The organism is Pseudoalteromonas sp. SG43-1, from assembly GCF_014164415.1.
In the GTDB taxonomy this organism is placed as follows: domain Bacteria; phylum Pseudomonadota; class Gammaproteobacteria; order Enterobacterales; family Alteromonadaceae; genus Pseudoalteromonas; species Pseudoalteromonas distincta.
In genome coordinates this window covers 13,483-26,707 of the sequence record NZ_JACJFD010000025.1, presented here as the reverse complement: position 1 = coordinate 26,707, position 13,225 = coordinate 13,483, and the positions used below count along the sequence as shown (strand labels likewise).

The 13,225-nt window shown below is 39.5% G+C and carries 10 protein-coding genes; 6 read left to right on the top strand and 4 right to left on the bottom strand.

Translation table 11 applies throughout. The features are described 5' to 3' along the window. On the bottom strand, positions 1–1,359 hold the full coding sequence (pabB, locus tag H5159_RS15980) for an aminodeoxychorismate synthase component I (RefSeq protein WP_182711550.1): 1,359 nt from the start codon (positions 1,357–1,359) through the stop codon (positions 1–3). 155 nt (positions 1,360–1,514) lie between these two features. Between pabB and H5159_RS15975 the strand changes: the two genes are divergently transcribed. The 5 genes from H5159_RS15975 (at position 1,515) to H5159_RS15955 (ending at position 9,750) form a co-directional block, all read left to right on the top strand. Further along, entirely contained in the window at positions 1,515–3,041 is a 1,527-nt protein-coding gene (locus tag H5159_RS15975; RefSeq protein WP_165742758.1) for a fumarate hydratase, read from the top strand. Positions 3,042–3,471: 430 nt separating this feature from the next. Next, positions 3,472–4,512, top strand: a complete 1,041-nt coding sequence (locus H5159_RS15970; protein WP_182780640.1) for a Glu/Leu/Phe/Val dehydrogenase — start codon at positions 3,472–3,474, stop codon at positions 4,510–4,512. A gap of 136 nt (positions 4,513–4,648) precedes the next feature. Beyond that, entirely contained in the window at positions 4,649–5,287 is a 639-nt protein-coding gene (locus H5159_RS15965) for a CatA-like O-acetyltransferase (RefSeq protein ID WP_182780653.1), read from the top strand. Positions 5,288–5,640: 353 nt separating this feature from the next. Next, complete coding sequence (locus H5159_RS15960) at positions 5,641–6,465, top strand: M90 family metallopeptidase (RefSeq protein ID WP_002961680.1); 825 nt, start codon at positions 5,641–5,643, stop codon at positions 6,463–6,465. Positions 6,466–6,570: 105 nt separating this feature from the next. Beyond that, entirely contained in the window at positions 6,571–9,750 is a 3,180-nt protein-coding gene (locus H5159_RS15955; protein ID WP_182738215.1) for an amidohydrolase family protein, read from the top strand. Between the two features lie 139 nt (positions 9,751–9,889). On the opposite strand, the gene H5159_RS15950 is transcribed toward H5159_RS15955, so the two are convergent. Next, a complete protein-coding gene (locus H5159_RS15950) occupies positions 9,890–10,231 on the bottom strand; it encodes a hypothetical protein (protein ID WP_002961684.1) in 342 nt (113 codons plus the stop codon). Positions 10,232–10,381: 150 nt separating this feature from the next. On the opposite strand from H5159_RS15950, the gene H5159_RS15945 reads away from it, so the two are divergent. Then, positions 10,382–11,134 carry a Nif3-like dinuclear metal center hexameric protein gene (locus tag H5159_RS15945; RefSeq protein ID WP_182198005.1) on the top strand — a complete coding sequence of 251 codons (753 nt, stop codon included), beginning with the start codon at positions 10,382–10,384 and terminating at the stop codon, positions 11,132–11,134. Positions 11,135–11,148: 14 nt separating this feature from the next. On the opposite strand, the gene H5159_RS15940 is transcribed toward H5159_RS15945, so the two are convergent. Both H5159_RS15940 and H5159_RS15935 read right to left on the bottom strand, forming a co-directional pair. Continuing rightward, positions 11,149–11,913 (bottom strand): YdcF family protein, encoded by a 765-nt coding sequence (locus H5159_RS15940; protein ID WP_182715829.1) that lies wholly within the window; start codon positions 11,911–11,913, stop codon positions 11,149–11,151. A gap of 54 nt (positions 11,914–11,967) precedes the next feature. Next, complete coding sequence (locus H5159_RS15935; RefSeq protein ID WP_002961689.1) at positions 11,968–12,855, bottom strand: LysR family transcriptional regulator; 888 nt, start codon at positions 12,853–12,855, stop codon at positions 11,968–11,970. Positions 12,856–13,225 lie beyond the last annotated feature (370 nt).

Genomic DNA, 13,225 nt, shown 5'->3' with positions numbered 1-13,225 from the left:
CTACTGTTTTAATAAAGGGAGGATTTTATTTACTTTATCGTAAGTTTCTTGATATTCCAATTCGACTTTAGAATCAGCTACTATTCCGCCGCCTGCCCAGCAGTAAATTTGCGCTTTGTGGCACACCAAGGTACGAATAGTGATACTCGTATCCATATTTCCACATGCACTTAAATAACCAATTGAACCACAATAAATGCTGCGGCGATGTGGTTCTAGTTCTTCAATTATTTCCATCGCTCTAATTTTGGGCGCACCGGTGATTGAGCCACCCGGAAAAGCCGCTTTTAACTGATCGACCGCTGTTTTGCCTTCATCAAGTTCTGAGGTTACCGTGCTTACTAAATGATGCACTGCCGGAAAGCTTTCAATAGCAAAAAGGGAAGGGACGTGGACGCTGCCAGGTTTTGCCACTTTGCCTAAGTCGTTACGCAGTAAATCAACAATCATTACGTTTTCAGCGCGATCTTTAGCTGATGCTGCGAGTATTTGGGCTTGGCGTTGATCCTCCAGCGCATCCGCTTTTCGCGGCAGAGTGCCTTTAATAGGTTTGGTTTCTACAACGTTATTATTTACAGATATAAAGCGCTCAGGGGAAATTGATAAAATTGCCCCTTGAGGGTGATTTATAAAGCTCGAAAATGGCGCTTTATTTGCCTCACGCAGTTTAATATAAGCCGCCCAAGGGGAGCCTTCAAACTGAGCGTTAAAGCGCTGCGCTAAATTAATTTGGTAACAATCGCCACTTTTTAGATACTCCTCAATTTGGGCAAACTTTGCAGCGTATTCCGTTTCGCTCATATTTGATTGCCAGTCGCTGTTTAGGGCAAAGGACTGCGTATTAACTTGGGAGTTAGCGTGTGTATTTAAGTATTGCTCATAAAGCGCTAATCGATCGGTGTTTGGCTGCGATACATAAAACCAGCTTTGTTGCTGCTTGTCGTAAAGAAGGGCATCTAAGTAAAGACCAATAGCCATTTGGGGAAGATTAATATCTTCAATAGCACGAGTGGGGATGTTTTCAATTGTACGCCCTAAGTCGTAGCCAAAGTAGCCAAGCCAGCCGCCGTTAAAGGGTAAATCGTAATCGGCTTTTGTTTTAGCAAGATGCGAAAGCTCATTATTCATAATTTCAAAGCAGTTATCACTACTTTCTATATTATTTAAAAAGCTTTTATTATTTTTTACTTCAAGGGTACTTTGCGGCTCAATAGCAACAATATCAAAACGGCTGTTTATATGATTACTATTTGCAGAATCTAATAGAATTGCATAAGGCAAATGTGAAAAATGCGCAAAAACGTCAATGCAGTTTTGTGTTATGCCTAATTTAATACAATTTTTTTTATTGTTTAGCATTTACTGCCCCTTTAAGAACTGGCTCGAAACGGGCTGGGAGGGTATCATAAGTCAAATTTTTTGGCAGCACTAAGCTGCAAAAAACAGTGCAAACCACCGTCACCGGTTTGATTTAGATTACGCGACAACGCGTAACGGTAACTTAAGGAACCACTATGAGTACAATTTGTCAGCAAGACTTTATTGATAGCATTGAAGATGCATTGCAATATATTTCGTTCTATCACCCACTTGATTTTGTTCAAGCTCTCGAAAAAGCGTACAACAAAGAACAAAGTAAAGCGGCTAAAGACGCCATTGCACAAATTTTAATTAACTCACGCATGTCGGCTGAAGGCAAGCGTCCACTTTGCCAAGACACCGGTATTATTACCTGTTTTGTTAAAGTAGGTATGGATGTTAAGTGGGATAAAACAGATTTAACCGTTCAACAAATGGTTGATGAAGGTACTCGTCGTGCATATTTGAATCCAGATAACCCTTTACGTGCATCTATTGTTGCAGACCCTGCTGGTACGCGTAAAAATACTAAAGATAATACGCCTTCGGTTGTGCATATTGATTTAGTAGCGGGTGGAAAAGTAGAAGTAATGGTTGCGGCTAAAGGCGGCGGCTCTGAAAACAAAAGTAAAATGGTTATGTTAAACCCGTCAGATGATGTTGCTGCATGGGTAGAAAAAACACTACCAACAATGGGTGCTGGTTGGTGTCCGCCAGGCATGCTAGGTATAGGTATTGGTGGTACGGCTGAAAAAGCAGCAGTAATGGCTAAAGAGTCGTTAATGGATCCGGTTGATATTCACGAGTTAATAGAACGCGGCGCAGAGACAACTGAAGAAAAACTGCGTTTAGAAATTTTTGATCGTGCTAATAAATTAGGTATTGGCGCACAAGGCTTAGGCGGTTTAACAACGGTTGTTGATGTTAAAATTAAAACGGCACCAACGCATGCCGCTTCAAAACCTGTAGTAATGATCCCAAATTGTGCGGCAACTCGCCATGTACATTTTACGCTTGATGGTTCTGGTCCTGCTAATTTAAAAGCACCTAAACTAGAAGATTGGCCACAAGTAACATTTGAAGTGGGCGAAGGCACACGTCGTGTTGATTTAAATACACTGACTAAAAAAGATGTTCAAGAATGGAAAATGGGTGAAACCGTTTTACTTTCGGGTACTATTTTAACAGGTCGTGATGCAGCGCATAAACGTTTGCAAGATATGATTAACTCAGGTGAAGGTTTACCTGAGGGCGTAGACTTTGATAATAAATTTATTTATTACGTAGGCCCTGTGGATGCGGTACGCGATGAAGCAGTAGGTCCTGCTGGCCCTACAACAGCCACTCGCATGGATAAATTTACCGATATGATGCTAGAAAAAACAGGCATTGTAGGCATGATTGGCAAAGCTGAACGTGGCCCTGCAACGGTTGAGTCTATTAAAGAGCATAAATCTGTTTATTTGATGGCTGTAGGCGGCGCAGCTTACTTAGTATCTAAAGCGATTAAAAAAGCGCGTGTTGTAGCTTTTGAAGATTTAGGTATGGAAGCTATTTACGAATTTGAAGTAGAAGATATGCCAGTGACTGTTGCAGTAGACAGTGAAGGCGCCAATGCGCATACACAAGGCCCTGCTATCTGGAAAGCTAAAATTGAAGAGCTTGATAGCAAGCTAAAATAACGTACGTTTTGTGTTTTTAAAAAGCGAGCCTAGTGCTCGCTTTTTTGTTTTTTTAAATAGGGTTATTAGTAAGTTTACAGCTCTGACCAGTTTGCGAAAAAGCTCACTTTTTACTGAAAACCTATAGGCAGCGGTACGTAGCGGCCAGGTAGCACTTGTATATTAAACTTTACATGCAACAATTGTATTACGTTCACGTAAACGTAAGTCGGTGTGGTTCTTATATTTATAGTATTTAAAACTTAAAAATGACGGTTTTGTAAATTTTTTATCTATATAAAAGTTTTAATTAGGTTATTTAATTTAAGCTTAATGTTTTCATTGGTTTTATCATCTGTGAGTATAGCGAACACGTATATGAAGTGATAAAGTCTCGGCAATTTCCAGCGCGCATACCCTCTCACGGGTTAACTATTTCGGAGTATTTTAAGTGGCTGTGTTTAATCGAGTTGAATTTGATAACCATGAACAAGTGGTTTTTTGTTCTGATGAAGAGTCGGGTTTAAAAGCAATTATTGCTGTACATAATACCAACCTAGGTCCTGCAGTTGGCGGATGTAGAATGTGGGATTATGCGAACGACGAAGATGCTGTTTATGACGTGCTACGTTTATCAAAGGGCATGACTTATAAAAATGCAGTTGCGCGCTTACCCTTTGGTGGTGGTAAATCTGTAATTATAGGTAACGCGAAAGAAATTAAATCTGAGCAATTATTCCGTGCATTTGGCCGCCAGTTAGAGCGATTAAATGGCAGCTATTACTCAGCAGAAGATGTAAACATCACATGTGCTGATGTAGCTATCATGAATAAAGAAACTAATTACGTACTGGGTCTTGAAGGTAAAAGCGGTAACCCATCGCCATTTACAGCATACGGTACGTTTTTAGGAATTAAAGCAGCGCTACAGCATCAACGCGGTCATCAAAATTTTGCAGGTGTGAAAGTGGCTGTTCAAGGTTTAGGTGCTGTTGCTTATGGTTTATGTAAACATTTACATGATGCAGGCGCTGAGTTGTTTGTAACTGATATTAACCAAGCTGCCATTGACCGTGTAGTAAGTGATTTTGGTGCAACTGCGGTTGGCATTGATAACATTTACGACTTAGATGTTGATGTTTATGCACCTTGTGCATTAGGTGCAACCGTTAACGATTTAACGATACCGCGTTTAAAAGCGACTATTATTGCAGGCTGTGCTAACAATCAGCTGGCAGAATCTCGCCACGGTGAAGTTATTCGTGAAAAAGGCGTTTTATATGCACCAGATTACGTAATTAACGCCGGTGGTATTATTAATGTTTATTACGAAACAGCGCCAGATGGTTACAGTGCAGCAGCGTCTAATAAACATGTTGAAGGTATTTTTAATACGTTAACTGAAATCTTTGCCCGCAGCGAAAAAGAGCAAAAATCAACGCATTTAATTGCTGACGAATTAGCGCAAGAGATCATTAAAAACGGTCTGTAATTTAAGTTCTAATTTACATAAAGGTGTGCAATTGCACACCTTTTGTTTATCTGTAAGTTAATGCAATTATTACTGAACAGCGGTACACTTTATTTTTAATTTTGTGCGGCAAATTATGACTCCCTCAACTTCTCTCATGCAGCCTATCGATTTAGATAATTGGCCTAGAAAGCAACACTTTGAATTATTTAAACACTTTTCTCAGCCTTATTTTAATGTGTGTGTGCGTTTAGATGCTCAAGCACTTTACGACTATTGCAAAACCAATCAATTTTCTTTTTTTCAAGCGTATGTATATTGCACCTTAAAAGCGTGCCATGAGTACGATTCAATAATGCTACGTATGATAGATAATCAACCATGGTTACTTAATAGTGTTCGCGCCAGTGTGGTTGAGTTGTCTGAAAACGATACGTTTGTTTTTAGTTATTTTAACAGCACAGGCGAGTTTAAAGAGTTTGCAAATCATGCAAGTGACGTAAGCAAAAAAGCGAAACAACAGCCGTTATTTTCTGATGCATTTGCCCAAACAGAAGGGCAGGCCGACTTAATTCATATATCTGTTTTGCCGTGGCTGAATTTTAGTGCGTTTTCGCATGCATTTAGTGAAGGGCAGAGTTTAGGGATTCCTAAATTTGTATTTGGTCAGTTTGATAAACACACAGGTACAATGCCTTTAGCTATCGATGTACACCACTCATTAATGGATGGTTTGCACGTAGCGAAATTTATAAGCACATTGCAGGGTACATTTGATACCTTTTGCAAAGGTTAACTTAAACACGTCATTTAACGGCAGTGCAAAGCAGTAATTAACCTGAACTCTGGATAATAAATCTATCTCAAACAGCTATTTTTAGCGCTAACTGCGTTGAATTTACTTGCAATAGGCCCGCTATTGACGCGTAAATTCGCCTTGTTTTCACTAAAAATCTCTGGCTAGAGAAAATAAATTTAAATATCACCATGATCCAATACATTAGTAAATCTCTTAACCAAAGTTCAGGTTAAGTAATCTATAAGCAATACGATGTGAATTACTTTATATTCAAATACATAACCTTGTATGCTTGAAAAGCACGTGTGCTGGACATATTTATATACCATACCTTAGCTCAGGAAACCCCTATGATAAATGGACTGTTAATTGTTGTTTTAATTCTTTTTGTGGTGATTTTCTGGCGTTGGCCATCAATTCAAAACCGATTATGGCGCAGTAAATATAAAGATTTTGCTTTAAATTCGCAGCAAAAAGATATTTTACTGCGTTGCATGCCCATCTATAAAAAAATGACCGACGCTGACAGAGAAAAGTTAGAGCGACATATTACGTGGTTTTTAAACGAAAAACGCTTTGTCGGTTGTGATGGCTTAAGGCTAACGTCTGCAATGAAGTTAATTGTTGCCGCCGATGCGTGTGTATTAGTGCTTAATAAACCGTGGCCGTTATATAGAAATGTAAAAGAAATTTTATTATACCCCAGTGCTTATTACGCCCCGCAATCAACTCGCGATAGTGCAGGACTTGTGAGTTACCACAATACGGTAAGACTAGGCGAATCATGGCCTGGCGGCACACTTGTACTAAGTTGGCATGACGTGCTTGAAGGTAACCGCTTGCCAAGTGATGGACATAATTTAGTTTTTCATGAGTTTGCGCATCAACTCGATCAAGAAACAGGTAAAACAACGGGCACACCCATTTTAAAAAGCTCAGCAGATTACAAAGAGTGGGGCCGAGTATTTAGCCGTGCTTTCACCCAATTAAAAAGTCACGTTGCTTATAGCATGCCGCATGTTATTCACAGCTATGGTGCGACTAACGAAGCTGAGTTTTTTGCTGTACTCACCGAAACCTTCCTCGAAAAACCCGCAGAGCTTCGCCGATACGATCCTGAAATTTACAGTATGTTAGTTAATTACTATCAATTTGACCCTATTGTTTGGCATTAAACCTACATAAACCGCGCTTTATCATATAACGCTGGCAAGTTGCGTTTGTTTTTGTTGCAATCATGTGAAATAGTTTTTACTGCAACAATAACAAGCGAGAAACGCATGAAAAAAATGCTTCATACAGTATTAGCATTGTCGGTGTCATTAGCGATAGGGCAGGTACATGCCGCCGAAAAAGACGAACAAAAATGGCAAGTAGATTCACCTAAGGGGCAATTTGTTGACGCTGCAATTAGCGTTGAGCAAGGCACATGGATGAATATAGATGTTAGCCCTGATGGTAAAACCGTGGTGTTTGACTTACTTGGCGATATTTACACTATGCCAATGAGTGGTGGTACAGCTACAAAGCTCACCTCTGATATTGCATGGCAAATGCAACCTCGTTTTAGTCCTAGCGGAAAAAGTATTGCGTTTACCTCCGATCAAGGTGGTGGCGATAACATTTGGATAATGGACTTAAATGGCGAAAACCAACACGCTGTTACCGATGAAACCTTTAGATTACTAAATAGCCCAGCATGGAGTCCTGATGGCGACTACTTAGTTGCGCGTAAACACTTTACAGCTAGCCGCTCATTGGGAGCAGGTGAAGTGTGGTTGTATCACAAAGCGGGTGGCAAGGGCGTACAGCTTACAAAACGGGAGAACGATCAAAAAGATTTAGGTGAGCCAATGTTTTCACCTGATGGTCGTTATGTATACTTTTCGCATGATGCAACACCCGGTAAAACCTTTCATTATTCAAAGGATTCTGTAGCGGGCATTTATAAAATTAAGCGCTACGACCGTGAAACGGGTGAAATTGAAACCATAATCGATACGATGGGCGGTGCTATTAGGCCTACACCGTCACCTGATGGAAAAAAACTGGCGTATATAAAGCGTGATGATTTTCAAACTAGTCTTTATTTATATGACTTAACCAGCGGTGAGCACACTAAGCTTTACGATAAGCTTGAGCGAGATATGCAAGAAACATGGGCTATTCATGGTGTATACCCAACCATTGCCTGGACACCAGATAACGAAGAGTTGGTATTTTGGGCTGGTGGCACAATTCACAAGCTAGATGTTGCAGAGAAATCTGTTAAAACCATTCCTTTTAAAGTGCAAACAAGTAAAAAAATTCAAAAAGCGGTGCGCTTTACACAAAACTTAGATACTGATGAGTTTGATGTAAAAATGCTGCGTAATGTGCAAGTAAGCCCAGATGGCGAAACGGCAATTTTTGAAGCGCTTGGACATATTTATAAACGTGATTTAGAGTCGGGTAAAATTAAGCGTTTAACAAAGCAAACTGATCATTACGAATTATTTCCACAGTACTCTCGCGATGGTAAAAAAATAGTTTACACCACATGGGATGATAACAAACAAGGGTCAGTGAGAGTTGTGTCTGCGCGCAGTGGTCGTGGTGATACAGTTACTAAAGAGCCTGGCAAGTACGTAGAGCCAACGTTTAGCCCAGATGGTAAAACGGTTGTTTATCGAAAAGCCACTGGCGGCAGTATTTTAAACCCTAAGTGGTCACTTAATCCGGGGGTTTATAGCGTAAGCGAAAAAGGCGGTAAAAGTGAGCTTATTTCAAAAAGTGGTTATCAACCACAATTTGGAGATGCAAACGATCGCGTTTTTATAATGAGTCCTTGGCCAAAACCAACGCTTAGCGTAGTTGAGCTTGAAAGTAAAAAAGTTCGCAAACTGTACGAGTCAGAACATGCGACAGAATTTAGAGTATCACCAGATGGGCAATACCTCGCTTTTGCTGAGCGATTTAAAGTATTTGTAACGCCGTTTGTTCAAAGTGGTAAAACAATTAATATTGGGCCTAAAGACAGTCAATTTCCAATAGAGCAGTTATCGGTACGTGCTGGTGAAAACATTAGCTGGAGTGCTAAGAGCAACACGCTTTATTGGACATTAGGGCCTGAGCTTTATCATGCAAGCCTTGAGGGGATGTTTGCCATTAACAAAGCCGAAGATGCCGACTTTAAAGTGAAAAGTGGCGATAATATCGGTTTCAGTAAAAAAATGGCAGAGCCTAAAGGCATGATTGCGCTCACTGGTGCAAAAATTATTACTATGGACGGCGAAAAGGTTATTGAAAATGGTGTTATTATCACCGATGGCAAGCATATCAAAGCAATTGGTACAGCCAGCGAGATAAGCATTCCTAAAGGTGCTGAGGTTATTGATGTAACAGGCAAAACAATTATGCCTGGTATTGTTGATGCTCATGCACATGGCTCGCAAGCAAGCGGTGAAATTATACCTGAGCAAAACTGGAAAAACTTTGCAGGTTTAGCGCTGGGTGTAACTACAATTCACGATCCATCAAACGATACCTCTGAAATATTTACCGCAAGCGAAATGCAAAAGGCAGGCATGATTGTTGGCCCGCGTATTTTCTCAACGGGTACTATTTTATATGGCGCAAATATGCCAGGTTATACGTCGCATATTGACTCGTTAGACGATGCTAAATTTCATTTAGAGCGCCTTAAAAAAGTAGGGGCGTTTAGTGTTAAATCGTATAACCAGCCACGCCGAGAGCAGCGCCAACAAGTTATTGAAGCAGGCCGTGAACTTGAAATGATGGTTGTCCCTGAAGGTGGCTCATTATTACAACATAACTTAAGTATGATTGTAGATGGACACACAGGTATTGAGCATTCAATCCCTGTAGAGAACATATACGACGATATAAAGCAGTTATGGTCGCAAAGTGATGCTGGTTACACACCAACACTTGTAGTGGCTTATGGTGGCATTTGGGGTGAGAACTACTGGTACGATAAAACTGATGTGTGGAATCACCCGCGTTTAAGTAAATTTGTGCCAAAAAATCAATTATTACCACGCTCTATGCGCCGCATTAAAGCGCCCGATCATCACTATAATCACTTTAATAACGCACGCGTTGCTGCTGAGCTGCAAGACCTAGGTGTATTAGTTAACTTAGGTGCGCACGGTCAGCGTGAAGGCTTAGGTGCACACTGGGAGATGTGGATGTTCGCACAAGGCGGAATGACACCGCTTGAGGCAATACGTGCTTCAACACTCGATCCGGCTAAGTATTTAGGGCTTGATAAAAACGTAGGCTCGCTTGAAGTGGGCAAACTGGCTGATTTAATGGTTATAGATGGCGATCCGCTTAAAAATATTCGAGATTCGGATAAAGTAGATTACACCATGATCAATGGTCGACTATTCAATGCAGAGACAATGAATGAAGTGGGTAAAAAAGAACGCGAACCACTTTATTTTGAAGAACTGTAATTTATTTTATACTTTGTTAAAGCGGCTACATAGCCGCTTTTTTTAGCCTTACACAACTTATAAAGCTTTATATTTTTGGCAAATAATGGATATAAAAAAACCGCTTAACGCGGTTTCTTTTAAAAATCATAAATGTTGATTAAACAACACCGCGCGGTAAGCGACAGTCATGATCTTTACGAGCTAAAATTACAATCCAAAGTTCTTCCGCTGTGTAACCTTCTTCATTTTCGGTAACAACAGTGAATGGCGCTTTTTTCTGTGCTTTAACAGGAGCAGCTGCTTTTGGTTTTTTCGTTTTAGTTGTTTTACCAGAGTTTAATTTTTTAGTAAGCTCTGCTACGTCAGCTAGGCGTAAATTTTTACCGCCATCAATGCTGTACCAACCAGGTTTGGTTGTGATTTCAGGTTTTTTACCATTGGCAGTTTCGTACGCTGCTTCAAAGGCAGATAACACTTCTGTTTTGTCTAGTTTGCTCATCAGAGACCCTATACGTTGTGAACACAGATAAAGAAGAGGTATTTATACCTATTTTAAAACAGTTTTTCAATTTTTTGCGATTTTCCTTCCATTTTAGGCCTATAAACGCCAAAATTTGCACAAAATTCAGTGCTAAGTAAGGTAAGCAGTATGCAACGTAGAGAATTTAACCAACTCCTAAATGACATTTTGAAACCTCATTTAATAAAAGATTTTTGCCCAAATGGCTTACAGGTCGAAGGTAAAAACGAAATTAAAAAAATTGTGACGGGTGTAACCGCAAGTCAAGCTTTAATAGAAGCTGCCATTGAGCAACAAGCAGATGCTATTTTGGTTCATCATGGTTTTTTTTGGAAAGGGGAATCTCAACCAATAACGGGTATGAAAAAGCGTCGTATAGGCGCACTACTAGCAAACGATATTAATTTATTCGGCTATCACTTACCACTCGATATTCATCCAGCAGTTGGCAATAACGCACAACTTGCAAAGTTATTAGATATTGAAATTGAAACAGGGCTAGAGCCAACTTCAAATAGCGTAGCAATGAAAGGGCGTTTAAAAACACCATTAAGTGGTGAAGATTTTGCAGATAAAATTGCAAAAGTGCTTAATCGAACCCCGCTCACAAGCTTAGTACGCTCAGCTAAAATAGAAACCATTGCACTGTGTACTGGTGGTGGGCAAGGATATATTGACTTAGCAGCAGAGCAAGGCATTGATGCTTACTTAACGGGTGAAGCATCGGAGCAGACAATTCATAGTTCTCGTGAGCAAAACATTGATTTTTTTGCAGCCGGGCATCATGCAACAGAGCGCTATGGTGTAAAAGCACTAGGTGAGTTACTTGCTCAAGAGCATGGTTTTGATGTGACATTTATAGACATAGATAACCCAGTTTAATTAGGCTATATAAGTTACAGCGCCTCTGGATCTATCCAGCGGCGCAAACTTATCCATATATTTCCTACTACTTCGTGACTGTATTGAGTAACCACAAGTAAGGCATGAGCATTGGGAATAAACTGCTTGCTCCATGGAAGTGCAGCAAAATTATGATAATCAGTGGCTGCGGTTATGACTTCAATACCTTGAGCATTAAATAAGTCTTTGGCACGGGGCATGTGCAGTACAGATGTTACTAGTGCAACTTTAAAGTCGACTAATTTTGATGCCAGTAATTTAGCTTCTTCACCTGTATCCATTGCTTTTGGATTTTGGAAAATACGGCTCTTATTAACGCCTAAACTAATTGCCGTTTGATACATAAGCCCGCTATTAGTGGTATTTTTATAACCCCCGCCTGAAACTATAAGCTCTGCATTAGGGTAGTGTTTCGCCAGTTTTACACCTTCTACCAAGCGCGTTAGCGCACAATTACCTAATTGATTATTTGAACTTAAAGCCGAATTTGGGTTTATATCGCAACCTAGTACAACTATTTTGTCTATTTTTGGATGCTTTAGAGTATTAAATGCAAGCGACGCAGGTTCATTATTTTGGATAATTAAATTGGCGATAAAGGGTGTGCTCAATGCAAGTAATACAATTAAGCTTAAAGTAGATAAGAAGAGAGCTGATTTGCGGCCTTTAAATGCCAGTAGGAGCATCAGGCACGCAAATAAACCAAATAGAGGCAGTGGCATAAGTAAACCACCAATCATTTTTTTAATAACAAACATAAGAGTTAAACGCTGTAGAGTTAATTACAGCGATATTACTTATTATATTGATGATTATCGACCGTTATTTAGCTTACATGTATTTAAAAAGTGACGATAAACAGGGTTATCTTTCATGTCTTTTTTCATCGCTAAATACATAGGACGAGTAAGGCCAAGAGCGCCCAGAGGAATTGATTTAATTAAGCCTTGGCTTTCATAAGGTGTAACTAGCCAATCAGGTAAAGCGGCAACGCCCATGCCGGCACTTACTAGTTGAAAAATAAGTAATCCTTGGTCAACCGTTTTTAATGTACCGTCAAAACGTGCATTTTGAATGAAATGCTTAAATATATCTTGGCGTTCTCGCGGGATAGGGTATGAAATAATAGTTTCGTTTTTTAAATCAAGCGCTGTTACATACGCTTTTTTAGCAAGTTCATGATCCGGTGCCACAATAAGCTTCAATTTAAAATCAAATAAGTGCGCGTATTCTAATGTGTCGGGTTCGCGTATGTCAGACGTTAAAACTAAATCGAGCTCATCGCTTAGTAAGTCAGGAATAGCGTCGTAACTAAAGCCACGTTCATAATCAATTTTTATATCAGGCCAAAAGTTATTAAATTCTTTAATAGTAGGTAATAACCAATGAAAACATGCATGGCATTCCACGCTCAAACGTAGTTGAGAAATAGGCTGGTTTAAGCTTTCTTTTAAACGACATTTAGTCGCTTCCATTTTTGGCAATATTTCGTGAGCTAATTCAAGTAATAGCATTCCCTGAGGGGTAAAGCGGACTGGTTGAGTTTTACGCTCAAATAATTGGCAATCCAATTTATTCTCTAAATCTTTGATTTGATGAGATAAAGCAGACTGTGTCAAAAATAACTCTCGTGCTGTATTAACCAAAGATCCTGTTTCTTTTAGGGTTGCTATGGTTTTTAAATGTTTAATACCAATCATCTTTAAAAATTCTCATGGGAAAAGTGAGTTCAGCTCAGATTAATTACATACTACGCCTATATAAAAAACGTTTCAACGTCTAGATGGCTAAAGTTATGCGTTTTATTGCAGTTTATTGCTATGAATCGTGAAAATATTAGAGTTAGTAATGATAAAAGTCATTTGAAAACTGGTTTGATGAGTTTTAGATGAGTTTGCTTCATGTTGTATTTTAAATATAACGATTGCTGTGCGTTTTAGCTCAGCGTGAGTTTTAACCATGCTGATAACGGTATGAGGTGAGGTTTGTTGAATGCTTACTTTAGATTGTGCTTTAAAAAATAGAGTCGTTTTGCCTTATAGCTTAAGTTTAGCCCAATGGGAGAGTATA